The organism is Ruminococcoides sp., assembly GCF_057037865.1.
The window spans coordinates 138749-164786 of the sequence record NZ_DBLZMS010000005.1 but is presented as its reverse complement, the minus strand read 5'-3'; the positions used below and the strand labels follow the sequence as shown (position 1 = coordinate 164786).

At 38.6% G+C, this 26038-nt stretch carries 28 protein-coding genes; 2 read left to right on the top strand and 26 right to left on the bottom strand.

Translation table 11 applies throughout. The features are described from left to right. The 13 genes from AC2HW8_RS06265 to xerA all read right to left on the bottom strand — a co-directional run. Positions 1–943, bottom strand: a 943-nt coding sequence (locus AC2HW8_RS06265) for a flavin reductase (protein ID WP_484327307.1), incomplete at its 3' end; no start/stop codon positions are given. Further along, the gene (locus AC2HW8_RS06260; RefSeq protein WP_101069740.1) at positions 936–1343 is read right to left on the bottom strand and encodes a Fur family transcriptional regulator; all 408 of its coding nucleotides are present in this window, start codon (positions 1341–1343) and stop codon (positions 936–938) included. The genes AC2HW8_RS06265 and AC2HW8_RS06260, both read right to left, overlap by 8 nt. A gap of 126 nt (positions 1344–1469) precedes the next feature. After that, positions 1470–1778 carry a peroxide stress protein YaaA gene (yaaA, locus tag AC2HW8_RS06255; protein WP_484327306.1) on the bottom strand — a complete coding sequence of 103 codons (309 nt, stop codon included), beginning with the start codon at positions 1776–1778 and terminating at the stop codon, positions 1470–1472. A gap of 57 nt (positions 1779–1835) precedes the next feature. After that, positions 1836–2669 (bottom strand): class I SAM-dependent methyltransferase, encoded by an 834-nt coding sequence (locus AC2HW8_RS06250; protein WP_484327305.1) that lies wholly within the window; start codon positions 2667–2669, stop codon positions 1836–1838. 12 nt (positions 2670–2681) lie between these two features. Continuing rightward, positions 2682–3596, bottom strand: coding sequence for a ketopantoate reductase family protein (locus AC2HW8_RS06245; protein WP_484327304.1), 915 nt, complete (start codon positions 3594–3596; stop codon positions 2682–2684). A 4-nt stretch (positions 3597–3600) separates the two neighbouring features. After that, a complete protein-coding gene (locus tag AC2HW8_RS06240; protein ID WP_484327303.1) occupies positions 3601–4227 on the bottom strand; it encodes a class I SAM-dependent methyltransferase in 627 nt (208 codons plus the stop codon). A 109-nt stretch (positions 4228–4336) separates the two neighbouring features. Beyond that, a complete protein-coding gene (locus tag AC2HW8_RS06235) occupies positions 4337–5152 on the bottom strand; it encodes a helix-turn-helix transcriptional regulator (protein ID WP_484327302.1) in 816 nt (271 codons plus the stop codon). A 188-nt stretch (positions 5153–5340) separates the two neighbouring features. Next, positions 5341–5772 carry a hypothetical protein gene (locus tag AC2HW8_RS06230; protein ID WP_484327301.1) on the bottom strand — a complete coding sequence of 144 codons (432 nt, stop codon included), beginning with the start codon at positions 5770–5772 and terminating at the stop codon, positions 5341–5343. A 55-nt stretch (positions 5773–5827) separates the two neighbouring features. Continuing rightward, complete coding sequence (locus AC2HW8_RS06225) at positions 5828–6532, bottom strand: transglutaminase-like domain-containing protein (protein ID WP_186935773.1); 705 nt, start codon at positions 6530–6532, stop codon at positions 5828–5830. A gap of 64 nt (positions 6533–6596) precedes the next feature. Beyond that, positions 6597–7208 carry a class I SAM-dependent methyltransferase gene (locus AC2HW8_RS06220; RefSeq protein ID WP_117706294.1) on the bottom strand — a complete coding sequence of 204 codons (612 nt, stop codon included), beginning with the start codon at positions 7206–7208 and terminating at the stop codon, positions 6597–6599. Positions 7209–7239: 31 nt separating this feature from the next. Continuing rightward, positions 7240–8766, bottom strand: a complete 1527-nt coding sequence (locus AC2HW8_RS06215) for a Y-family DNA polymerase (protein ID WP_484327309.1) — start codon at positions 8764–8766, stop codon at positions 7240–7242. Between the two features lie 50 nt (positions 8767–8816). After that, positions 8817–9944 carry a restriction endonuclease subunit S gene (locus tag AC2HW8_RS06210; RefSeq protein WP_484327300.1) on the bottom strand — a complete coding sequence of 376 codons (1128 nt, stop codon included), beginning with the start codon at positions 9942–9944 and terminating at the stop codon, positions 8817–8819. A gap of 10 nt (positions 9945–9954) precedes the next feature. Further along, entirely contained in the window at positions 9955–10938 is a 984-nt protein-coding gene (gene xerA, locus AC2HW8_RS06205) for a site-specific tyrosine recombinase/integron integrase (protein WP_484308933.1), read from the bottom strand. 93 nt (positions 10939–11031) lie between these two features. On the opposite strand from xerA, the gene AC2HW8_RS06200 reads away from it, so the two are divergent. Further along, entirely contained in the window at positions 11032–11748 is a 717-nt protein-coding gene (locus tag AC2HW8_RS06200) for a restriction endonuclease subunit S (RefSeq protein ID WP_484327299.1), read from the top strand. Here the strand turns inward: AC2HW8_RS06200 and AC2HW8_RS06195 are convergent. From AC2HW8_RS06195 to AC2HW8_RS06170, 6 genes are all read right to left on the bottom strand, one after another. Next, entirely contained in the window at positions 11745–12299 is a 555-nt protein-coding gene (locus AC2HW8_RS06195) for a restriction endonuclease subunit S (RefSeq protein ID WP_484327298.1), read from the bottom strand. The two genes, AC2HW8_RS06200 and AC2HW8_RS06195, sit on opposite strands and share 4 nt — an antisense overlap. Continuing rightward, positions 12292–13926 (bottom strand): HsdM family class I SAM-dependent methyltransferase, encoded by a 1635-nt coding sequence (locus AC2HW8_RS06190; RefSeq protein ID WP_484327297.1) that lies wholly within the window; start codon positions 13924–13926, stop codon positions 12292–12294. The genes AC2HW8_RS06195 and AC2HW8_RS06190 overlap by 8 nt, the downstream gene beginning before the upstream one ends. Before the next feature lie 11 nt (positions 13927–13937). Next, complete coding sequence (locus AC2HW8_RS06185) at positions 13938–17123, bottom strand: type I restriction endonuclease subunit R (protein ID WP_484327296.1); 3186 nt, start codon at positions 17121–17123, stop codon at positions 13938–13940. Between the two features lie 17 nt (positions 17124–17140). Beyond that, positions 17141–17347, bottom strand: a complete 207-nt coding sequence (locus tag AC2HW8_RS06180) for a helix-turn-helix domain-containing protein (RefSeq protein ID WP_101069754.1) — start codon at positions 17345–17347, stop codon at positions 17141–17143. Between the two features lie 186 nt (positions 17348–17533). After that, positions 17534–17749, bottom strand: coding sequence for a hypothetical protein (locus tag AC2HW8_RS06175; protein WP_484327295.1), 216 nt, complete (start codon positions 17747–17749; stop codon positions 17534–17536). Between the two features lie 155 nt (positions 17750–17904). Beyond that, positions 17905–18240 carry a helix-turn-helix domain-containing protein gene (locus tag AC2HW8_RS06170; protein WP_178309776.1) on the bottom strand — a complete coding sequence of 112 codons (336 nt, stop codon included), beginning with the start codon at positions 18238–18240 and terminating at the stop codon, positions 17905–17907. Positions 18241–18465: 225 nt separating this feature from the next. Here AC2HW8_RS06170 and AC2HW8_RS06165 point away from each other — a divergent pair, with 225 nt between their 5' ends. After that, on the top strand, positions 18466–18918 hold the full coding sequence (locus tag AC2HW8_RS06165) for a hypothetical protein (protein WP_484327294.1): 453 nt from the start codon (positions 18466–18468) through the stop codon (positions 18916–18918). Between the two features lie 64 nt (positions 18919–18982). Here AC2HW8_RS06165 and AC2HW8_RS06160 read toward each other — a convergent pair whose 3' ends face one another. The 7 genes from AC2HW8_RS06160 to AC2HW8_RS06130 all read right to left on the bottom strand — a co-directional run bounded on the left by AC2HW8_RS06160 (position 18983) and on the right by AC2HW8_RS06130 (position 25824). After that, positions 18983–20722: a lysozyme family protein gene (locus AC2HW8_RS06160; protein WP_484327293.1), complete on the bottom strand. Its 1740-nt coding sequence runs from the start codon at positions 20720–20722 to the stop codon at positions 18983–18985. Positions 20723–20736: 14 nt separating this feature from the next. Then, positions 20737–21231, bottom strand: coding sequence for a hypothetical protein (locus tag AC2HW8_RS06155; RefSeq protein ID WP_484327292.1), 495 nt, complete (start codon positions 21229–21231; stop codon positions 20737–20739). 17 nt (positions 21232–21248) lie between these two features. Continuing rightward, a complete protein-coding gene (gene srtB / locus AC2HW8_RS06150; RefSeq protein ID WP_484327291.1) occupies positions 21249–22016 on the bottom strand; it encodes a class B sortase in 768 nt (255 codons plus the stop codon). A gap of 12 nt (positions 22017–22028) precedes the next feature. Continuing rightward, positions 22029–22430 (bottom strand): DUF6075 family protein, encoded by a 402-nt coding sequence (locus tag AC2HW8_RS06145; protein ID WP_484327290.1) that lies wholly within the window; start codon positions 22428–22430, stop codon positions 22029–22031. A 13-nt stretch (positions 22431–22443) separates the two neighbouring features. Beyond that, a complete protein-coding gene (locus AC2HW8_RS06140; protein ID WP_484308132.1) occupies positions 22444–24777 on the bottom strand; it encodes a VirB4-like conjugal transfer ATPase, CD1110 family in 2334 nt (777 codons plus the stop codon). Beyond that, positions 24770–25135 (bottom strand): PrgI family protein, encoded by a 366-nt coding sequence (locus tag AC2HW8_RS06135; RefSeq protein ID WP_484308130.1) that lies wholly within the window; start codon positions 25133–25135, stop codon positions 24770–24772. Before AC2HW8_RS06135 ends, AC2HW8_RS06140 begins: the two co-directional genes overlap by 8 nt. Before the next feature lie 68 nt (positions 25136–25203). Continuing rightward, a complete protein-coding gene (locus AC2HW8_RS06130) occupies positions 25204–25824 on the bottom strand; it encodes a hypothetical protein (protein WP_484308129.1) in 621 nt (206 codons plus the stop codon). Between the last annotated feature and the right edge of the window lie 214 nt (positions 25825–26038).

Genomic DNA, 26038 nt, shown 5'->3' with positions numbered 1-26038 from the left:
CTTCTTCCTCAGCTGTTTTAGCAAAGCCATCATACATATCTGTCCACTCATAATTTTCGCCTTCTGCCGCTGCCGCCAGGTTTTCCTTTGTATCACCAATTCCTGCTAATTCCTTGAACCACATCTTTGCATGTTCTTTCTCATTATCTGCAGTCTTTAAAAACAATGCTGACATCTGCTCGTAACCTTCCTTTTTCGCTACAGAAGCAAAATAGGTATACTTATTTCTTGCCTGTGATTCCCCTGCAAATGCCTCCTGTAAATTCTTCTCTGTCTGTGTTCCTGCATATTTGTTTTCTGCCATCTCTTTTACCTCCGTTTTCTTTACTACTTTTTCAAAATCTGATGCCGGGTGCTTGCACAAAGGACATATAAAGTCATCCGGTAATTCCTCGCCTACATATTCATATCCGCAAATTCTGCAACGCCATATTGTCTGACCGTCCTCTGTTTTTCCAACCTCCTGTGGCTTAGGCTTAATATTATTCTGATAATAATCATATGTTACTGAAGGAACATTGCTTAAAACTTCCATATCGGTTATCTCACCGATAAACATCGTATGTGAACCCAAGTCCTCTGTTTTAGTAACTGTCACAGAAATGTATGCATTTGTACCTTCTGTAATATAATAAATACCATTCGTGCCCCTGGCACACTGCTCAAATGCTTCAAACTTATTGGTATCTCTTCCTGATTGGAAGCCAAAATGTTTGAACAATTCAAATTGTGCCTTCTGACTTAAGACTGATACAGTAAATTTTCCGGTTCTTTGAATCATATCATGCGTATAATTTGCCTTATTTACACAGACACTTAACTGGTTTGGTTCCGAAGCTGCCTGAATGGCTGTATTAATGATGCATCCGTTATCTTTTTCTGCTTCTTTAGCGGTCAATATAAACAGTCCATAACTCAACTTATACATTGCTTTCCTATCCATGCTGTTCCTCCTTTACCTTCTCCCTGCATTTCGGGCAAATGCCTTTAAATGAAATATCGTAATCCACAAATTCAATTCCATGAGTGTTATGAATTCTTTCCAGCAAATTCGGTATTTGATCCATATCCACATCAAAAATTTCACCGCACTTTATACATCTTACATGGTAATGATTTTTCAATGTAAAATCAAATCGGTTCGGTCCATTCGGAACTTCAACCTTTCTTAATGCACCTTCCTCTACCAATATATCAAGATTTCTATATACAGTTCCTTTTCCAATTGATGGATATGCTTCTTTTATAAATTCATACACTTCATTTGCTGTAACATGTCTTCTCATTTCGTATACGGCATTTCTTACAAGATCTTTTTGAATGGTATTTCTCCTACTTGTCATCAGTCCTCCTTGTTAGGATTTATTCTTAATAAGGATTATATACCATCATTATTATATTGTCAACAGAATAGTAATAATTCTCATTATTATATTAAAGATGCCCATGCTGAGCATCTTTAATATAAATCATTGTTCTATTTTTCGTTCAAAAACATATTCAGTATCTGATGATAAATCAGACCGGAATGAATAACCAAGTCTGTCGAAATTCTTAATATCCTCAGGATTTTCAATACTGTTTTCAGCCATGAACCTAACCATTTCACCACGAGCAATCTTAGCATCCATATCTGCAACAACGCCGAAACATCTATCGCCGCCGTATTCACATTCAAGCTGATTGCCCAGATATGTCTTTGCCTCATTCAAAAACTTAGCCGCTTGCCCATTCGGAAGCCGGTACTCAAGATTCACATACTCTTTTGCACTCGTCATCGGACACCTGTTGTTTTATTCTTCTCATCGGTCTAAACATAAAATCATTCCTCCGTATTATTCGAAATCAATTCTAACAATCTTCATTTTCATCATATTATCGCCGATTTTTGCCAATATGCGATGTATTTTTTTGACCGACGGCACATTCAGACTTTGATAACCAAGCATATATCCCCTACTTGACACCTCAAATTTGTCTGACCAATGGGCAATTTCCTTTTGAGCATCTCCAACGGAAAAATATGCGTTTACATCTTTAATTTCTGCTTGTTTGAGCCATGTCTTTGATATCATCTTGGCACCTGTCTTACCGCAGGTGTCAAATACAATACGACCTTGTGCAAAATGCTCAGCCATTGCCAAAAACAACGCTTTTACATCTTCTGTAAGGAAATAATAAAATACTCCCGAAGCGAAGAAAATCACTCCGCCGTCGGCTTGAATTTCATTAAACCAAGAGGTATCTTTTAAATCGGCGGCAATATTCTTTTCACGCTCTCCGGCAGGTAGCAGAGAATTTCTGACTTCTATAACATCGGGGAAATCTATATTATAAATTCGGCAAGAATCGTTATCGCAATTTCTTCCCGTGTTATCCAAACCGCAGCCCAGATTTACAACTGCGGCGTTTGGATGACTTTTTAAGTATTCCTTAACTTCATACGCTAAATCGTTTTGGCGTATAGCAATCTCCAAAAAGCCAAATTCCTGTATCGTACTGTCGCCCTTTTTCTCAACTTCCGAAAAATCATAATCGATTTGTTCGATTAAGCGTACAGCCGTTTCATCTTTAAAAAGCTGAGGGAATTTTTCTGTGCATTTCTTTCTTCCGTAAAGTGGAATAATCAATGTTTCCTGAACGGTGTTCTTTTCAATGTGGTACTTCATATGCGTTCTCCTTTACCTCGTATAATGCAAAAAATCCACTTTCAGCTTATCATACGCTTCGGTTTCAATTCCGATTTCATTTTTCAACTTTTCAAATTCACTTTTCAACATCATAAACTCTTCCCTTGCACTCATTGCGTGATCAGATATGCACAGCTTACCAATAAAATTAGAAAACATAAATCTGTACATCCAAGCACAGAATTTCTTTTTATTTACACAGGTTTCGTATTCCCCTTTGGGCAATATTTCATAGCCTGCTTTTTTCAGCACATCATAACCTTCGATGATAGCATCCATAATGTCTAACGAATACGCTTTATCTTTTTTCAGCAACTTTAAATTACCATTTGCTCTATAGCTTGCAAACACAAGCGGAAGAACAGCACAAGCGTGTGTTTTCAGATAATCATTCATTTTATTATCTATCGTCACTTTTATTTTTGTACCTGCAAATATAGAAGTTATAAATTTATCACTAACATCCTTGCCGTCTGTCCTTCCGATTTCAATTTTATTTAGGCAGATGGAATTTATGTAGCCGTCGTACTTTTTGCCTGCCGCACTAAAAAATGCAAACAATACATTTTTATTCTCCAAATTTTCATATTTCTCAACGGTCATATTGTTACCTACAAACACGATATTTTTGCTTTTGTTGCGTTTTATCATTGGAACAATGCTGTCTAAAGATGAAAATCTGGATACAACAAAAATAGCATCATAAATATCGTCTGTTTGAAGCTTGTCTATAACAGTAAAATAGTATATTGTTTTCTTTCCAAACTTATGTTTGATTACAAGTCCACCGTTTTTTAAATTTTGGTAGGTTATACCTCTTGCAAGAATGGTTATGTCATTTCCTTTTCGCATAGAGTGTGCCAAATTTGAACCGAGCACACCTGCACCAATAATCAATATTCTCACGTTATCACTCCTTTTTCCCAACCAATACATATTCCGAAAGTGGTTTGCCTTTTATCAATGTCGCTCCAACAACCTGAAAGCCTTCGCTACCGACATATTCTTTCAGTTCTTCGCTTTGCCATTTATGATAGGTTTTAAACCCGGCTTTTTCCATAAGCCATATCGGCAATTTGGGATAGCCCCTTTCATAAACAAAGGTAGGAGCAAACAAAATTCCGTCTTTTTTCAGAACTCTGTGTATTTCATTTAGTGCTTTCTCCGGTTGCGGCATAATATGTAAAGCATTGGCAATCACAACAACATCAAATTTTTCATCTTCATAAGTCAAATTCGTTGCGTCCTGCACACAAAAGCGGAGCTGTTCACATTTGTGTTCGCCTTGATTGCATTTTTCAGCTTCTATTATCATATTTTCCGAGTAATCTGTTGCTTCCCAAGAGCCGGATTTTCCTGCCATTAAAAAGGTAATCTGTCCCGTTCCGCAAGCCAATTCCAAGACAGACTTCTCACTGTCTATATACTGTTCTGACAGTTTGCAGATTTGCCGATAAGCAGTATCGTTTTTTGACATAAATGCAGTATATATTCTTGCCATTCTTTCCCAAAAGCCTTTGTTTATGTTATCTGTCATAGAATTGTCCTCCGTTTCCCTGATTACTTTTCGCAAAGCGGACTCATATTACTCTAATCCATGTTCCTCATTTTCCTTTTGTTGCAGATAAAACATCGCTTTCTGCGTTTCAATCTCTGCTTTGTTGCATATCCTCATCGGCTTGTGCAATCATCTTTCTGTACTGTTCTTTTACACTTTCCGGTGCAAGTATCTGTACCTTGCCATTAAAACCAAACACCCACCCGAAAAAGGTCGGACTGGCTGATACTTCGGTCTGTACCCTGAAAGAAGTCATATCATACGCAAGGGTTGTCACATCTTCTCCGAAACGGTCAACCATTGTTTTCATCAGGCTGTTATCACACCGTAAATCTACAAGTACTTTTTCGCCTGAAAACATAAAGAAAACTTCCTTTGTGTAATTCTCAATATCAAAATCATCAGGCACAGGAATAATAACCTTATCCAGTATCTCCGGCTTGGACGCAATACGGTCTACCCTGAAATTGATAACCTTGCTTTTCTTCTCAGAATATCCAAGAACATAATAATAGTCTCCACACCAGAGAAGTTTATACGGACTCAGCTTATAAATCTCGCCCTTATTCTTCAGAACCTTTTTCTTTAATCCGGTATAATCATAATACTTGAAAGAAATCTGTTTACCTGCGTTGATGGCATCGTTTATAGCGTCAATGATATAATATATCTGCTCATTATCCGGCTTAATGCGATTGACCACATAGTTATTACGCTTCAGCTTTGCCACCTGCCCCGGGCTGGTCATCGTATGTATCTTCTCAATCAGAGTTTCGCTTTTCTTCTTTGTAATGAACTTCGATGACTCTACTGCGTCTATCAGCAGTTTCAGTTCCGGCAATTCAAACTTACGATTGGCTACAAAGTATTTGCTTTGAGTAGAATGGATAGTAACAATATCCATTCCAAACTCCTGAAGTGCTGCAATGTCTTTCGTAACAGTAGTTCTATGCGCTGAAAACCCGTATTCATCAGCCAATATATTGATTAGCTGCGTCGTCGAAAGCGGATGTTCCTCGTCCGTTCGTTCCTCTAATATTTTCTTTAAGTATAATATTCTTGGTTTTGTTTCCATTGTTTGCCCTTTCCAAGCTATGACTCATATAGTCCTCTGAACATTTCTCCCTGTATCTCGCTGATTTGTTCAATCGGGATAACTGTTTCATCCTGCATAATCAGTTTGCGTTCAAATTCATCAATCTTTTTCACTATACCGGAATGCGTGAGGTATGCTCCTCCGGATTTTTTGTCATCAGGCACGAAATAAGTTATTGATACTTTCTGTTCTGTGCCGATATTATCTCTAATCATATTTAACTGGTCATTCAATTTCATAATGACCTCATCGCTCAACTCTAACCGTTCATCCGTTAACCTTGCAGTTTCCTTAATAGCTGCATCGTGTCCTGTAAGTGCCGCAAAAGGAGCAAACTGTGCTGCTCTGTCGTGAAGCGACATACGAGGATGGTTCCTTGATGTCGGATGTGGAAGATTAATTATATCATCATAAGAATGATTGTCCATCTGTTGCAGCACCTCCTTTACTCGGCAAACTGGATTTTGCCACTAAGCATTATTTTTAAACTTTCGCATCTCTGATTCTCTTAACATTTTTATTCATGAGATGTCTACCGAAATGACGGTATGCAAATGCTTTTACTATCGACATTTCCTGATGATGCTCTGTAAGTAACTCATCTGGTGAATTATATATTCCAAAATCTTGATTGATTCCTTCACTTTGTATATAAGTATTATTTCTTTCAAAATCAATCACTGGATTCTGAAAATCTTTTACCGCCACACCATAACCACAAAATGCACCAGAACATTGGCTATTTATTTTTTGCAGCTTATTCAAATATTTCTTATCTAAAATAAATGCTTCAAGTTCATACCATGTATCATCTAAGTACACTTCAACCCAACTATGAAAAACATTCTGCGGAGCATTTTTATAAACAATTCCTGTCATTGCTCCTTTTTGCAATTGCTTATCTATTGTAAACCCATGCACTCTACATGGTATTTTACATGCCCTAAGCAACGCCATAAATAAAGTACCTTTTGTATTACATTGACCATATCCATCACTTAAAACTTTGGATGCAGATATGCTGTCATCAATATTGTAGCCGAATAAAATCTCATCCCTAACGTATAAATATATGGCTTTAATGCATTCAAACTGCTCCAGATCCTTCCAGCCTCTATTCTCTATTAGTGATTGAATTCTGGAATCATTAAAATCTAGCATATGGGTTTCTTTTAATAACTCTTTCAACCTTTTCCTCCACGCAAATTTCAATTCACATTAAATTTTTGAATTCTACAAATTGTATATTTATCTATTTTGTTGCCACAATACAAAGCCAATGCTTTTTGGCATCTGCATATGGTTTTATTTCCATAAAACCTGCTTCTTTTAAAGCGGTGACAAGTTGATCACAATTATAAATCTTCATACCATCAATTATCTTTGTCCATTTATCGTCTGAGGCATTCATTCCGTCGCTCTCGTTACAAATTAGGAAGGTTCCTCCGTCTTTCAGAACACGATTTACCTCAGAAAAGCATTTTTTCAATTCTGGCCAGAAGTAAACCGTCTCAAAAGCTGAGACATAATCAAATTTTGCATCTGGAAATGGGATGGCAGATACATCTCCCTGAATAACCTTGCATTTTTCCTGTTGAATAGCGGCAGCGTTCAATTTTCGAGATTCTGACACACTAACCTCCGAATAATCCAATCCTGTCACATGGCCATTCCTGCATTTGCTCAGCCAGACCGCAATGTTTGCACCACCTCCGCAGCCAACATCCAGCACCTCAGCGTCCGGATTTACAGAGATATTCGAGAACCCCCATTGTGATAGCCTGGAGTGGCCGCTGTTCATCATCTTTGTCATCAATTTTCCACCAAATCCTTGTGGCTTACGAGTATTTTCAAAAAAGCTCATTGAAATATTCCTCCTTCATATTTAGATTTGTTTAAGCCTTATGACCGCCGATTTGCTCGTTTCGGTCTTTGGCGGTTGCACCTTCTTCAAGGTTCATTCCTTTTAACACAGCATTCTTACCAAACTTCTTTTTGATACTAAGCATTGCTTCTTGCATACGCCTTTCCCGTTCCAATTTTTCTTCTTCCTCCGCTTGCTTCTTCTTCAGTGCTTCGTAATCGGTAAACAGGTCAAGCTGCTGATATTCATCTTCCTGTTTGACAGAATTTTCATCTACAAGTTTATTTGCTGTTATTGTTATCCTGCGGACAAGTAAATTCTCGTCAACTATTCTGTCGTATAAATCCATCACAGCATTGGTAATCAATCGAGTAGAGGACGTCTTTTTCTTCAGATTTGCTGTTCCGTGTGCGTGCTTTGGAACTTTGCGTCCATATCGGTCAATCGTAATCTCGCCTTTGTATTGATTTTTTAGGTTCGAATTACTTAAATTTTCAATATCATAGCCGATTGTCAACACAAGTTGGTCAGTTACAACTCCTTTATCCACCAAATCAAGCACCATTTGGTCGGTCATTTCTTTTACAATCAACTTTGCCTTTTCATAATCATAAGGGCAATGCAACACCTGACCGGAAGATACACTGTTTGTTTCTGGCTTATATGCTTTGACCTGCTCCATTGTACAAGGCTCATATCCCCAAGCGTGGTCTATGAGCAGTTCCGCATTGATACCGAACAGCTTGTACAGCAATTCCTCGTTATACAGTTCATTCGGCTTTCCGATAGAACATCTTGCAATATCGCCCATTGTATAAAGTCCGTGTTCCTCTAACTTCTTCGCATAACCATTTCCGACTCTCCAGAAATCGGTTATCGGGCGATGACTCCATAGTTTCTTACGGTATGACATTTCATCAAGTTCAGCAATACGCACACCGTTCTTATCTGGCTCGATATGCTTTGCCACAATATCCATCGCAATCTTGCAGAGATACATATTCGTACCGATTCCTGCGGTTGCAGTTATACCAGTTGTTTTCAAGACATCCTGTATCATCGTCATAGCAAGTTCTCTTGCAGTCATACGATAGGTTTTCAGATAATCAGTCACATCCATAAACACTTCGTCGATTGAATAAGGAAATATATCCTCTGGTGCAACATATTTGAGATAAACATTATAAATTCTTGTGCTATACTCCATATAATATGCCATACGAGGAGGAGCAACGATATAATCTATCTCCAATGTAGGATTTGCATCCAACTCTGCCTTGTCATCGGAAGAACCGGTAAATGTTCTGTTCGGTGCTTTCCATCTGCGGTTGTTATTTGCTTCTGTGACCTTTTGAACAACTTCAAACAATCTTGATCTACCGGGTATCCCATAACTTTTTAATGACGGAGATACCGCAAGACAGATAGTTTTCTCTGTCCTGCTTTTATCCGCAACCACAAGATTTGTAGTCAATGGGTCGCGATTTCGTTCCTTACATTCCACAGAAGCGTAGAATGATTTCAGGTCGATTGCGATATAGGTCTTTTGCTTTGCCATCATTCTATGCTCCTTTCTGTGATTTCCGTTCTAAACGATAATTTACCGTATCAGTCACTAATGGTGGCTTGACCGTTCATTAACATAGGCAGAAGCCAGTCACGGAGTGTAATCAGTGCCTGATTTTCTCTCGTATTCTCAGAAATAATATTGAACATAGGATTTACCTGCTCATTAAAGGTTTTGAGTTTCTCAAAATCCGGAATATAAATAGGTCGGTCTTTCAATAATGGTTTTTGTAAATGCTTTAATCCTGTTCCTTGAAAGAATTTTTGGTTAAGTTCAGGCTTTATTGATACCAAAAGCAGATACAAATAATCTGACATATTGTTATTGGTAGAAATACACCAAGTATCCGTGGAATAAGCTGCTTCGCCAACATAGAATTTGACATCGGCATTACCTCCGGTATTCAAAAAGCAATTTCGTCCATTTATAAATGGTATATCCCATTTCAAAATAGCCGAGCCACTTGTAAAAAACGGATATTCTCCGGTAGATTGCTTTGCTTCGCCTACCTGAACAGATGATTTATCTGCTTCTATGAGTATATCTTTTAGCTTACCATTAGGCTTTTTGGAGAAAAATGTGTGCATATAAATGTCGTAAGCCATTGAAGCTAAATTATCGTTTATCTTACTATTCATTAAAATTTTTTCATCAATCGCTGATAATAATTCAACCATTTTATCTTGTGCTATTTTATCAGGCACCTTAAAATCAAGGGATGTTAGATAATCAATATTTATATTATCCTGTGTACTTCCTGAAGCTGCATTCTGTATTGAATTTCTGATAAAATCAAATACATAATACATAAATTTTTCAGATGAAACTTCTTTATAAGCCTTAAAACCAACTACACTATCCGGAAAACACATAGGATAAGCAAGTAATGCTGTTTCTGCGATGTTAGCCGCAATCGTAATGCACAAAGTCTCTGCATCCCATAATTTGCTTTGTTGTAACCCAAATTTCCCGTATTCTTGAGTGTGATGCGTAATATATAGATTTGCTTCTTTAATTTCACCTGTTTGTACTAATGGATACCCGCCACCCTCAAACAAGTTCTTGTCGTTCCTTGGACGGTGTGTTGATTTTCCTCTTGCAAATTCACCTAAATCAGAAAGTTTCATAGTTTTCCAATTTTTATTATATTTACTTTCGTTGTAAACCATCCTTTTCTCCTTATCCGATATATTTCCTATGTGCAATTTTTACATTGCTTTGTTTTACCATTGCATACTGCAAGGTCGTATCTATCTTCCTATGCCCCAAAAGCTGTTGCAGTTGCTCAATGGGCATTCCTTTGTCTATTGCCATAGTTGCAAGGGTACGCCTGAACTTGTGTGGGTGTACCTTGTGCAATCCTAATTGCTTTCCAAATTCTCTGAGCCTTGTTTCTATACCGCCGATTTTTAGCCTTTCGTGCGGTGCTTTCAGCGATACAAAAAGTGCCGGGTTATCATCGGTTCTGCTGTTTAAGTAATTCTGTAAGTGTATCTTTGTCCTTGCGTCAAAATAGACCACTCGTTCTTTGTTGCCTTTACCGAACACGATACATTCTCGCTCATTAAAATCAATATCATTTCTGTTGAGCAACTCCATTTCTCCGACACGCATACCCGTTGAAGCCAGCATATCAATCATTGCCAAATCTCTCGGCTCGGTGCAGTTATCTCTCATAAGCTCCAACGCTTCATCGGAGTATGTTTCTTTAATGTTCGTGCCGGTTTTGACCTTATGTATTCGCCTGACAGGACTTTTCAATATATAGTCCTCGTCCTCAAGCCACGAAAAGAAGCTTGAAAGAATACGGCGGATATTATCAATCGTAACCTTGCTTGATTTTTTCTTTTCCTGATACTCGGTCAGGTATCGCCTTATGTCGTCAGTTTCAATGTGCTTTACGCTTTTGCCGACGGTTGCAATCATCATTTCGATAGTTGCTTTGTAGTATTTAAGAGATTTCTCGGAACAGCCCTCAATTCGCTTTGCCGACAGGAACAGCTCCATATAGTCCTGCTCCGAGATTTCTTTTTCACTTTCATTTTTTGTTACCTCATAATCAAAAAGTGTATGTTGCAATACCTCTTGCAAGCGTTCTGTCTGTGCGTTATTCAAGAAAGGTAACATAGCCTGAACAACATCTGTAATTAAATTTTGTTTCATTAGTCAATTTTCCTTTTATTTAACTTAGAGAACGACTACGGAGTGGGTAGTCCCCTGATTTAACTCTCGCCACCCACAAGAGTTATGGGATGTATGTTAAACGATAATTTAGAGCAGCAAGCTAAGCTTATTTACGATTACTGGTTCACACAATTTGATTTTCCAGACGAAAACGGAAAGCCATACTGCTCATCTGGCGGTAAGATGGTTTGGGACGAACAACTAAAACGTAATATTCCAGAGAACTGGAATGTTGTCCCACTGCTCAAATTGGTAAGTTGGGAAAGCAATAGTCAACCACCTAAAAGTGAATTTGTATATGAGCCAAAAGAAGGTTATGTGCGTTTCATTCAAAACAGAGATTATGATAGCGATACACACATAACATATATTCCTCGAACAAAAAATCTTAGTATAGTTGACCGCTTTGACATACTTATGGACAAATACGGAGATGCTGGTGCAGTTCGATACGGAATAGAAGGTGCGTTCAATGTCGCTCTTGGAAAAATTTGTGTTCACAATCCTAATTACAGGGAATACATACGTTCATTTTTAGGTAGCGATGGTATATATAAATTTCTCCATAATTCGTGTATGGCATCAACAAGAGCATCTCTCAGCGAGGCTAATTTGGCAATACTAAATGTTGTTGTTCCTGATGAAAAAATTATATTGGATTATGAAAACTTCCTGCAAAAAATCCGTGTCAGCATATTGAAGAACAAAGATGAAACTGTCGAGTTAATCAATCTTCGTGATTGGTTACTTCCTATGCTGATGAATGGACAAGCTACCATTGCTGATTAAGCCACTAAATTATCGTTTATCTTCTCATTCAAAACAATTCGTTCTTCAAGGCAATTTAAGACTTTAACGATTTTTCTCTGTTCTTTGAGTGTAGGATAAGCTATCGGTACATCTGATAAAATATCAGTATTCAAATTAGGCATATTTGTTCCTACTGCGTGTGTAACAAGCCATTTCCTCGTTTCTTCTCGATTGAGATAAAACGACAAGAAAGCCGATTCTACTTCATTTGAATTTATCCTTACTCTCAAACATCCCGTTCCACACAATACACCTGCGTCTTTTGCTCTTACAAATGCGTGTTTTTCTACATCTCCTCTGCGAGCATACAATATGTCGTTCGTCACAGTGCTGTATCTTTTCAGCCTTGTTGCATCTTCCTCCGATACATAGTTTATCGTGCTGTAATTGATGTTTCGATTTCCTATATCTTGGGGCATAACAATCGGAATGCCTCGTTTCACATAATCAGATTGATGTAATTGGCTTCCAAACGGTCCAGTAATAATATCAGCTATTTTTCCAAGTGTTGTTTTAGTCCATTTACTCATACTTCACCTTCTTTAACTGCTCCATAATCTCTGTTTTCAGTTTATCGCCTTCTGTGAAATACTCCTGCAACTTGTCTGCATACGCTGTCATACGAGCATTAAATTCGTCCTGCGATAATTCCACATATTCGATTTTTACATCAAAATACTGTCCGGCAGAAAGGGAATACTTCTTTTCTTTGATTTCATCATAAGTGACTGCAACAGAGAAATCATCAACAGCTTCTTTATTAAGGAAAGTATCTACGATTTTATCAATTTCAAAATCACGAAGTCTGCGTTTCTGATTGTTTCCGTCTTTGTATTCCTCGCCAAGTTTTGAAGCGTCTATCAGCACAACTTTTTCTGTTTCTTTGGAATTATCAAAGAACAGGACAGACACATTCGTACCGGTATTTGCAAATACATTTGATGGCATACTGATACAGCCATACACGATATGTTCATCTACAATATGCTGTAATATCTTCTTTTCGACACCGGATTTCGCTGTTACAAAACCGGTAGGTACAACAATCGCACCTTTTCCTTTTGCTTTAAGGGAATTAAGAACGTGCTGAATAAAAAGGGTGTAAATCGCCATACTCTCTTTTTTCTTCGCCGGAACTTTCGGAACACCAGCCCAAAAGCGAACTGGCATTGCAGCAATTCGCTCTCTTGTATCTGAAAAGTCCATTTTGAACGGAGGGTTGGATACTACATAGTCAAAAGTTCTAAGTTCTGTACCGTTGTCGCTCTTGTGATACGGAGCAACAAGCGTATCTCCCTGAATAGCGTGGTCAAGAGAAGATACCAGACCATTCAGAATAAGATTAAGTTTTAACATCTTATTGCTTCGCTGTGAAATATCTTGTGCAAAAATCGTACACTTATCTTCTCCAATTTGATGAGCAAGAGCCATCAAAAGTGTTCCTGTTCCTGCCGATGGGTCGTAACATTCTATATTGTGCAAATCAGTTGCTTTACCAACAAGTAATCTTGCCATAATCGTTGCGATAGCGTGTGGAGTATAATACTCTGCATACTTTCCGCCGCCTGCGGTATTATAGTCTTTAATCAAATATTCAAATATATCTGCAAAGAAATCGTAATGCTGCTCAAATGCTTCCTCAAAAGAGAAATTAACAAGCTTATCTACCAATGCACGGGCAAACTGTGCTCTTGCAGCATCATCAGTTACATACTGCGTCAGTTTTTCAAAAAGCGGAATCTTTGTATTCTGAGCAGTTTGCGTAGAAAATATATCTATATTCTTATCCGCTATGTCTGTCATTGTCCTGTCAAAAATCAGGTCGAAATCACCCTTTGCCTGCTGATTCCAAAGATTTGCAATCAAATGTTCCGGATATAAGCGTGGAATATCCGATGATAATGTATCAAAAATATCAAGCTTGTCATCTTCTGGCATTTCAGCATAAGTAAGTTCCCACTTTTCCGCATTCTTTAAAGCAGGACTTACTTTTTTTACTTCATATCCGAATTTATCATTCAAAAATTTATAAAGGAAAACCTGTGTAATAATCTTGTATTCATTACCGTCGTTTCCCATACCATAAGTCTGACAGGTCGCTTTTAATGCGTCTATCAGCTCTACGGTTTTTTCTTTTATCGTTTTTGTTTCTGCCATCGTGTTCTCCTTTATGCAACTGAATAAGTTTGATTATACTGGTCGAGATACTGCTTCGTTATTCTACTTTGAATAAATTTTCTGTCATCACGAGCACTCGCTATACCAAGCCTATCAATGCCTAATTTGATTTGTGTCATAACCGTTTGTTCAAAATATGCATCTTTCTTCAATATATCATTTCGGTCGTATACCTTTTGGTCTATATCAGTCTTAATAGACTTCAAAACATCCATAATTGATGCGTCATATTCCGAAACAATCGGTTGTTTATTAGCTGCTTTACGAGCAAGATTTTCTTCTCGGATTCTCTTATGAACTCTTGCAAATTTTGCGTCGCCATTATATTTACGGAGCAATACATTATTCTTTTTCTGAAGCTCATCCAATTTTTTAAGAATTTCCTCCAGTTCTTTTCCTTGTTCCTCAATCTCAGTTATACTTTTCGGTTCAAATCCGTGTTCCTTAAAGCGAAGCAAAAATGCTTCCTGCAATGTAATAAATTCTGGGTCGTCCGGGTCAATATTCTGAGTAAAAGCACGAACTGTCTTTCTGTATTTCTCAGTAACATTTTCTTTGCCACCGACAATTTTTAATTCTTCTTCGCTGATTTTACTGAAGTTGAAAGTAATATCTTCCATAGCTTCATTTACAAGCAGTTTTGTTGTATCGTCGCTTGCAAAGAGTTCCTTTTGATTTATATTGTCGATATGGTGCTGAACTTCTAAAATAAGAGAAGGCAACTTTGTCAGTTCCATTCTTGCAAAAGTTTCTTTCAGCTCATCATCGCCAAAAGTTCTTACCAAATTACAACAATCACGAGCCGCAATCAAAATCTTTTTAAGTTTCAGCAGTTCTTGCTTATCCTCAATCGTAGATATTTCGGTACTAAACGCTTCTGCATTATCGGTCGTGTAATTGAAAAGAACCTGCTGCACTTCCTGCATTTGCTGAATAAGTTCCTGCGGGTCTTCAATAACCTGCTTAAACGTATCCACTTCATTACCTTTTCCAACTTCATTTGGGTCGTTGAAGCGATTAAGTTCTTTCAAATAGGCTGCATTGGTTTCATCAAAATTACGCTTAATATCAGCAAAATCAATTACATATCCGTAGCGGTTATCCTTATATGGTCTATTCACTCTTGTGATTGCCTGCAAAAGATTGTGGTCTTTTAACTTTCTTCCAAAATACAGTCTTTTCAATCTTGGTGCGTCAAATCCGGTAAGCAGCATATTAAAGACAATAAGAATATCTACCGTCATATTTTTCTTGAAGTTATTGACAATAGTATCTCTCGTATCTTTATCATCACTGTCATACAGAATAAGTCCTGCTTTCAAATTGCTCTTTAAGGAAGCTGTTTTATTAAGTTCGTTTTGGATTTCATCAAAATAAGCAAATAGTTTTCTTGCCTGCTCACTTGTTTCGCAGATAATCATTCCGCCCAGAGTATTATCTCCCTGAATTTGTCTAAATCGTTTCAAATCAGTGATAATATACCGGAGCAGTTCTTTAACATAATTATCGTGTTCAACAATCTGATTTTTCTTAACATCTTTCTTTTCAACCAATGTTTCAAGTTTCTCATAGATTTCTGAAAGACGCTCTTTATATTGAGTTTCTATATCTTCTCGAATGATTTTCAGCGTATATCCATCTAAGATAGATTTATCATAATAATAAGTGTGCAGATAGTTTCCGAATACTCTCCACGACTCTCGTTCCTCTTTTAACAACGGAGTTCCGGTCAACGCAATCTTAATGGCATTTTTGTCTGCGTCCAGAAGATTTGCCAAGAATGAACCTTCCGGCTTATATCCTCTGTGTGCTTCATCTATAATAAAAACTCTCTGCAAGTTTGTTGCATATGCCGGCAAATCAACCTTTTCTCTATCTTCTTCAAATCGTTGAATATTAACGACCGTTATTTCCGGCTTTCCTGAGTTTCCCTCCTGTGCCTGATTAGTGCGGAATTGTTCCATAAGTTCAGCTCGGGAATTTGCAGTTTTAACAACCAAACCACGAGCTTCAAACTCATCAGATGCCTGTTTCAGCAAATCCAGTCGGTCAACAATAAAATAGAACTTCGCCACCTTATCGTGCTTGCTGAAGTAATCTGAGAGAACATATGTGAGATTATAAGACAAAGCAGTTTTTCCGCTTCCCTGTGTATGCCATATCACACCGGAAGTTACACCTTCATCAATTTTTTGTCTGACAATCAAAGCAGCAAACATCTGCTGATAACGCATTATATGTTTTTGGTCTGTAACCTCAATCTTTCCGTCAACCTCTTTTTGAAAACGAACATAAGTAATGCCGTACTTCAAAATAAACAGTAGCCTTTCGGGGCTGCACATAGAAGTAAGTACACGATTCGTCGGTGTATATGTATCCAAATTTGTCTGATACTCAGGCGTATTACGGATAACCTGACAGTTGAAATCAGATAAAATCTTTCTTTCTACTTCTCTATCTATATCCTTATATGGAAAATCTCGATTATATGTTGCAATTTCTAAATTAGTTGGATTTTCTTCTCTGAAGCAATTAAATGGTGCAGATTGTCTCGCCGTTGTACAGTAAAACGCACCCTGAACAGGAACAATGCCGCCCATTGTGTCATATTCCATATTATTTGAGAAAATCATCAACTGCGTAATGTTCAAAAATCTCCTAAACTTCTTGTTCGGAAATCTCTGATTATTCATTCTCTTGCTTTCTGCAACCATTCCACCGTGATTGTTCGGCTTCTTAACTTCTACAAAAACAAGTGGCAATCCGTTTATAAACAAAGTAATATCCGGTCTGAATTCATCTTGGTCACGCTTACAGGTAAATTCAGCAGTAAAATGATATGTATTATTCTTAGGATTTTCAAAATCCACCAATCTGATTGGCGAAACCGAAGAAAGTCGTTTATAAAAGCTGTGTCCGAGGTCGTCGTCATCCAGTTCCTGCCTTATCGTTTTCAAAACCTGTTCTGCTTCTCCCTTATGTTCGGGATTGAGTTTAACAAATTGTTCCTTGAAAACATTGATTAAGATATTCGTATCTGGGTCATAAATAGTCCCAGCCATATCTTCGGTTATCTTTCCAAAATAGGTGTATCCAATTCTTGTGAGATGAACCATTGCCGGCATTTGCACACGAGTAGCCTCGTTAAACATATTACGCTTACCATTGCCTGCCATATCCAGACCTCCTTAATTCACTCATCCAAAATAACTTCGCATATATCCCCAATATCGCAATGAAATACTTTGCAAATTCTCATAAGCACATCAAGGGATACTGTTTCATTCTTATTCAATTTTGTTGCAACAGACGATGAAATCTCCGCAGCACGCATTAAATCTTGTCTTTTCATTTGATTATCAATCATAAGTTTTTGAAGTTTGTTGTAGCTTATTCTCATCTGTAACGCTCCTTCGTATTCTCCGTTCCTTTTGGTTACAGTTACTCATTTGATATTATACTATGAACAATCTATTTTTTCAAGATATAGAGATTCATTCGCAACTTCTACCCATTAAGGTGTCACTTTTTACAAACACCTAATACAACTCTTTTAAAGAATAAAAAAAAGAGATGCCGAAGCACCTCAATTATACATTCTATTATTAACGTTCAATGCAATCATTGCTATAACCTTTTCTATCGGCGGCTCTTTTCCGTCCGGTGCAACTGCTTTCCAAAAAGCTATTGCTTCTGGTTCATCACTTTTCATTGCTTCCCGAATAGAAAACTGCATTTCCTCCTTTACTGCTTTTTCGGTTGTTCCATTTTCTTTCGCTATTTGTCTGAAAATGTCTTTCACTTCTACTTCCTCCTATGTCTATTAGTATGTGTCTATCACTAACAGTTGTTGTTATAGCATATTCTCTCTGTCGAAGTCCCGAAAAATTTGTCGATAGCTGAAATTTTTTATACTGAAAAAAAGAAAGCTCGTCGATTAGGACGAACTTCTGTGTTTTATGGAAGTATTTGCTTTGACTGCTTCACAAGTGTATCTATAACTTCATAAATTCTGTTTCTATCTTCAGGAGCAAGTTTTTCAAGCTTTTCATTCAGCATAGAGTTCTTGACTGTGTATCCCGTTTCCAAGACATCTGTAAGAACCATATCCGATGATACACCTAAAGCATTTAGTATCTTTATGAAAGTTTCGAGTGACGGAATTTTCTCTCCACGCTCAACCATACCAATATAATTTGTTGTCAAATCTGTTTTCTCAGCCAAATCTTCTTGACGTAATTTCCTCGCAAGTCGGAACTTTCTTATATTCTTGCCGATTGTATCGAGCTTCATCACATCACCTCCCTTAGTATGTTTCCATAACTGATAGTATAGGTTAAGTAGATTCCAAATCACACGCACCAAAAGAAAGTCAAACCAACTATCAGTAATGATTTCCAACTATTTTTATGTTATACTATAAAAGTAGTAATTCACGATTGTTAATGGCAAAAGACAAATCACAACCCAAGAGCCAAGTCAAACAATCTCCAAAAAGAAACTTAGGGGTAAAAAGGAATGGACAAACAAAAGATAATATTCAGTAATCGGTTTGAAAAAGAGAAATTTGAGGATTACAAAACAGATTTGGTAACTGGCAACGCAATCACTCCCGACTTTACGGAAGCTGATGATTTTTTGAAATTTATACAGAAGAACCGCAGAAGTGTTCCAAGTAAAGAGCGAATTGCTGACAAGGACAAATTCATCAAAACCGTTTACGAGCTATCCAACAGCTTTGAAATTGACGCTGACCTGATAGAATTTGCCGAGGGATATATCGCCAACATCTATGTGGATTATGCCTGCTACACTGGATATATCAAGAAGTTATTAGCAATTCTTTTTATCCTTGCCGATGATATTTCCTTTTTAGACGGCAGTAAAGAAAATGCCGATATGCTTTTCAGCTTCACTTATCACACACACCATATTTTCCTGAATAACAGAGAAACAACCGATTTCTCATAATGTACCCGATGGCTACTCGACTGAGCAGCCATCTTTTCGATTTTCCAGACACCGTCTGGAATTTTTAATATGCCGGAATACCGTATCCGTAGATATTGCTGCTTCCGACTACGTACTGTCTTTGCTTGCAGGCGTCGCCTGAGTTACCCTCTACGGTATAAACTGTGCCATTCTCGCATTTCTCTACGATACCAACGTGGTCTGTTGTACCGTCGCCTTCCCAATCAAAGAAGATAATATCTCCCGTCTTTGGTTCATAAGTGCGGCTTTGCCATTTTCCATTTGACTTAAACCAGTTTGCACCGTCCACACAACCTGCAAATTTCGGAACAAGTCCGCTTTCAATATACCCGCATTGGTCAGCACACCAAGATACGAAGCAGGCACACCATTCCACTCGGCTATCAAAACCATACCAACTCCAGTAAGGTTGTCCGCCCTGATTGCCTATCTGCGTCAAGGCAACCTCAACAATCGCCTGATTACCTCCGGCAGTAAAGGCTCGCCCATACGGATAGTACCTCAGAACGTGAGCCGGATATTGGGTATCTCCATAACTGTCCCAACCAAGCCTTTGTGCCTGCTGAGTGGAAAACTCCACTGCATTGGCATAAGAATAACCGCCATACTTTGATTTTGCCCAAGAGATATATCCATTACCGAAGTTGTAGCCTTGTAGGGCAAGTTTGATATGCTCCATATCTATCGGACTTTCCACCTCTGCCGAGGTAAGAGCTGCTTTCAATTCCTGAACTCCACACTGGATAGAATATTCAGGGTCTTTAATTCCATTAGGTTCGTGTGGATACTTCGTATTGAAACTGCCCTCTGCTGCCTGCATGGGGTCAAGTCCCCGACCGCCGCTTTCCTGCATCATCACAGCCTTAATCAATTCCACATATTCGGGAATACCATATTGTTTTGCATACTGTCGTATCAATGGGTCGTATGCTTCCACCTCTGCACTTACTTGCGTATAAGTATTGCTTTCACTTCCGCCACCAAACATTGCAACAGCACTTCCAAGTAGGACAACAATCATAATAATTACAACTGCTATCCAACCGCCTGCGGCAATGGCAGCAACCAATGCTTTCGTACCGGCTATGATTGCCTTTACTGTGGCAATAGTCGCTTTTGCTGCGGCTTTCACAGCATTTGCAGTTGCTTTCGCTGTCGCCTTTGCTGCCTGTGCCGCTTTCTGTGAAGCCTTAACGGTGGCTTGTGCTGTTTTCTGTGCGGCTTTTGCTGTCTGCTGACTGGTCTTAATGCTTGCCTTTGCGGTATGCTCGGCAGTCTTAACTGACCTCTGCGTTGTTTTCGCCGCTTCCTTACTAGCAAGTTTGATGTTCTTCTTTCCTGCGGAAGTAGCTGACTGTTTGACCATTTTCTCCGGCTTTTCAAGCGTTTTGATTGCCGATGATGTCTGCGTCTGCGCTGAAGAACTGCCAACCGTTGTAGTTCTTCCTTGCGCTCTCTGAACGTTTATTGATTTTTCGGCTCTCTGCTGTTTGAAGCGTTGAATGCCGTCTTTAGCAGATTGGATATTCTTCTTTGTTTCCTGAACACCTTTTCGCCCTGCTTTATTAAAAGCATACGCACCTTTATGTGCAATTTCATCAATTCCGGCTTCCGTCTTATCGGCAGCATATTCTTCCGCAGTATTCTCATTTGTATTTACCGAATGTTCTGCTTTGTCCTTTGTGGCGATATATGCCTGTTTCATTTTCTGACCGGCAATGGCAGCTTTATTCAAGGTCTTTATCGTGCCTTTGACTGTTTCTCTTGTTTTACTATCAGCCACATCAAACCTCCTTCCTAAGCTGGTTGAATAACTCTCTTGAATTTTGTCGAACTGTCGGCAATATACTCGTTAATCAATCGGCTTTCTGCTTTTGTTTCGGGATAAGCGGTAATAGAGATTGTCTTTGCGTTCCAGTCAAGGGTGTAGCTGTCGCTTGCAATATTCGTGATGTGGTGCAGTGCAAGGAAATCTCGTAAACGCTTCATTTCTTCAAGGTCATCGGACATAATCACATTCACATAGGTTCTGTCCTTTGACATTTTCTCGTTGATAAAGCAGGCGAGAGAACAACCCACACCACCTGCAACGGCAACAACGAGCATTGCAATCTCGTTATTCGCAGAAACAACTCTTTTCGTTATCCAAAAATAAATAAAGTCGGATATGATAACCGCAATGCCTGCAAGTATCCACCGACTTCTCTGTACCAATATTGTTTTTGTTGTACTAAGGGCGTTGTCCGCAACCTTAGCTACGAACAACACCGCTAAATTTATCAAACTAATCATACAAGGCTTATCCCTCCTTACTCAGCCACTTTCTTTGCCACGACGACCATTCTTCCGTTGTTACGGGAATATTCGCAAGTGGAAAGCGTAATCAATTTATCGCCATATTCTGCATTTACTCCTGTATCATAGATAGCAAGTTCCTTGCACTTAGCAATATACACATTGAAATCATCTGCCGTATCTGCATTGACAAAATCATAATATCTGAAGCTGTTCGGACTGTTTGTATATACTTCTGTCTTAAAAGCAACTACTACTTCGTATTTACCTTTCTCGGTCAGCGTGTCAAACTGAATGGTTTTATGCTTTCCCCAAAAAGATTTATCGGCATACTTCATCAATCCGGCGAACATCGAATTGTCGTTCATATGATGACCGTAGATAACAAGGTTATCTGACGGAGTATCCACATCGCAGTTTTCCTGTACATACGGGCAACCGTACACTGTATAACCTTTATCAAATCCGTGTCTTAGATAGAAATTCGGATTATCCTTTGACTGCATAACCGGATAATTGATTTTGGTATCCTCAACCTTTATCCATCCTACCATATCGTTGTTCTGCATATACAGTTCCTGATAGTCTGGCAAAAAGTTCTTATCTTCGGAATATGACATCGTATCCTCCGTATCGTCTGTATCCTCAACGGTTTCAATCAAGTTATCATAGAGTTCTGCCTGCATTTTAGAGTCGCAGTAGTCTTTGACCAAGAACCCAACGCTCACAGCAAACACAACGCTTAACAGCGATATAACCGTAATTCTCATTTTCTTATTCATCGTTTTGTACCTTTACCTTTCCATATCTTTTCTTTTATGTGGAGTCAAATCTCTACAATATTCGGGATACCTGAGTTTGATACCCTCCATAAAGTAGGGAGCATATCCGCAACAGAACAGTTCATCCGGTGTGAAAAGATTTTCTTTTCCCTCCTCTGTAAAACCGTTCCAAAGATTAAAGGCAAGGTGGCAGACCTTGACTGTTCCACTGGTCTGCCAGCCACCATACATCCCCTCCGGCACAATGCAATCGTTCTTAAAATCAAACATTTTTCCTATATTCATTCTGGTTTCTTCTGAAATGCCCATCACATAGAAAAATGCCTGATGATAGCAGTCATTGTGCCTGCATTTTTCGAGATTTTCAAAGACAAAATCTCTGTGTGCTTTGTTTCTGAATTGAATATTTGCCATAGAAAACACCTCCTTACACGCCTTCACCGGGCTTCGTCGTCATCAAGCGGTACAACTTCGTATTCTTCGGGAACTTATTTGCAAACGGTACAAGAGAACTGCCCACCTTGATAAGTCCGTGTCCTGCGTCAACATTTGTGATATACGAAAGCTGAAGGTCTGAGATATTCAGAAGTTTTGCAAGTTCCAGTCTGTCGGTAGAAGCCTGATTGAGCATAATGATAAACTCGCTGTTTGCAAGCATTGTTCTTGCAGTATGGCTCTGCAAAAGGTCGTCCACATTCTGAGTGATACCTGTTGCGTATGCACCGTACTTTCTTACACGCTTCCAGAGTGTAAAGAGGAAGTTTGCAGAATACTCGTGCTGGAACAAGAGGTAAATCTCATCAATGAAGATAAAGGTATGCTTACCCTTTGCTCGGTTCTGTGTGATTCGGTTCAAAATACTGTCAAGGACGACAAGCATACCGATAGGCATAAGCTGCTTACCAAGGTCGAGAATGTCATAACAGATAAGTCGATTGTGAGTATCTACATTTGTCTGCTTTGCAAAAGTATTCAGCGAACCGTGGGTAAACAACTCAATAGCAAGAGCGATTTCCTTTGCTTCCGGCTCATCCTGTTTGAGAAGTTCATCTCTGAAATCCTGCAAGGTCGGAACCTGACCGGTGTAATCATTCTGCTGATAGGTGCGGTAAACGCTTGCAGTGCAACGGTCAATAATGGACTTCTGCTTTGCTCCGAGATTTGTACCGCCGATAAGCTGTTCGCAAAGGGACATAATAAACTCGGATTTCAGGATAACAGGATTTGCTCCGTCGCCATAGTCCTTGTTCATATCCATTGCATTTATATGGTTTTTCGATGTTGCGGAGATATTGATAATCTCGCCACCAAGTGCATTTACAAGATGGGAATACTCTCTCTCCGGGTCGATGATAATTACATCGGCATCGGAAGAAAGGATAATATTTTCAATCTCTCCCTTAGCTGCAAAGGACTTACCGCCACCGGACACACCAAGAATAAAGGAGTTACCATTAAGAAGCTGTTTTCGGTCTGCAATAATCATATTTTTGCTGATAACATTCTGACCGTAGTAAATACCGTTCTCGTGATAAATATCCTGAACCCTGAACGGAATGAACACTGAAAGGCTCTCGGTCGTAAGAGTTCTGAATGTGTCAATTTTCCTTGTACCATATGGCATAACGGTATTGAGTCCGTCCATCTGCTGAAATTTAAGAACCGCAAACTGACAAAGATGTTTTCTCGCTGTTGTGAGCAACGCTTCCGTATCGTTATCGAGCTGCTCTTTGGTATCTGCGGTATGCACCATTGTGAGCACTGCGAACATCATTCTCTGGTCACGGGTGGTGAGGTCATCAAGGAACTCTTTCATTTCCTTTTTCTGCTGTTCCATATCATAAGGAACAGTTGCCGAAAAGTTGTTGTTCTGATTCTGCTTTCTCTGCCAGTTCGTAATATTGGTTTCTACACCGAGCAATCTATTTTCGGCTTCTCTGACCGCTTCATCGGTAGGAACAGGTACAATATCAATGGACATCATCAGATTTCGGTTCATATCCGTAAGTTCTGCCACCATACTGTCTTTGATATAGGACGCATACTCACGAAGAAAGATAACTCTGCCATAGCGATTGCCGATTTTGAAGTAATCGCTTTCAAATTCTAAGGAATCCGGGCAGATATAGTCCTTAAAATCGTGTCCTTTCTTTCGGGTTTCCTTAATATCAAAATGATACGAAGTTTCCTCTCCCACACGGAAGAAGTCGTGAATAATGCGAAGTCGCTCATCCGTTTCAAGTTCCACACACTTACTGCCAAGTCGTGAAAAGTGTGAAATCAAATCTGCACCTACACGGGCAAAATAGGTTCTTGCGTCATCCACATTCTTTTTATTGATGGAGATGGTCACATACTTATCCTGCACCGTTGAATTTGCTCCCGTTGCCTTATCAAGAAGCATTTTGTTGTATTCCTCTCGATACTCGTCCAGTTCATCTCCGGTTTCAGGGATAAGGATTGTTTTCTCAAAGTCCAAACGGTTCAGTCGTCTGTTGTTGATAGTGAGTTTTGTGGTTGCTCCACTGTCAAGAGAGTTAAGTAGTTCCGAATACTTAAGGAACATCGCTTCTTTATCTTCTCGGCTGGCAACCGCATAGTTAATATCCGTGAACTTAAAGGATTTAGAATACTTGTCTTTGCCCACTCTGAAAATACCGTCATCATAGATGGCAGTAACCGGAATACAGTCCTGCACACCCTTCGGCACAACAAATTTTTCCTTATCCTGCTTAAAGATGTTGTTTAATGTCTTAATCATTATTCTTGTAAGCCTCCTTTGTCTTTTTCTCAATGCTCGGTTTCATCAGCTCTAAATAGGTGTTTCTGGAGTGAAATACTAACTTCTTTGGCATAAGAAACTCGGACTTAATCCACGACCAGATAAATTTCTCTGCTGTCATTCCGTTGTATTTCACAAATCCGAGAGCCGCAAACGGTGCTGCTCCCAAAATACACACCCACGATACTGTTTCTGTTCCAAGATGCGGTTTAAGCAAGAAGTACAACCCTACTGCCACACCACACGCAAGGACAGAAAAAATAAACTGTCTAAGTGACAATCCGAAAAACATTGATTCTGTGTAATTTCGTATTTCTCTGTTTATTTTTACTTCCATCAGAATTTCCTTTCTATGACAAATAAAAAAGCACCGCCATAACTGACAGTGCCACATCGTTTTGTGCATTACCAAGGATTTAGATAAGTAAGTCCTCTTCGTAAATTATCTTCTTCATCTTCTAAACTTTGCTGTATGTGATTATAAACATTATGAATACTTTCCAAATACAGAATAAAGGACTTTTTGTTCGTATCCCTATTGCGATTTTTTAACTTGATATACTCATCACGAACACAATTCCATCCCTGCTCATATTCAAGTATTTCCTGAAGTTTGCAGTCTGCATTTTGTGATAGGACTCTATCTTCAAATGAATAGCGATTGTTTTTCTTCCAATTCTTGATATATCTATATCCATTGTCCAAATTGTCATCATCTAAATAATAAATTATCGCAAAATCACAGCTTCTGATAATCTTGGAATGTTTTTTATCAACAACCTTTATGGTAATAGAAGAAGTGGAGTCTTCGGGTTCTCCGTACTTTGTCCCTTTGAGCGACTTGGAAAAAGCTCTCATAAACTGCTCTTTCAGTTTTTTTGGATTGTTCCATAAATCGCTCTTTTGCAAAATTAGATTGTAGTCAAAATCATAACCTCTGTTACCATCTTTTATCTTAGTGACGAGGTGTCGATTTGCACTTCCAATCAATTTGAATTGAAAAGTCGTATCATATTCGGTTTTCATTATTTTTTGAACCTTTTTTATAATACTTTCAATTTCCTCTTTATAAGGCTTGTATTCTGCTTTGCTGACATATTCTTACATATACTTGACCATCCTATCTTTACTTCCTCAATCCGACCATTTAGCAAAGCTAAATCATTACAGTATATCACGATTTTTTCACTTGTCAATTATTTTTATTTGTATTTGTGTTTTTCAGACAAAGAACTTTGTC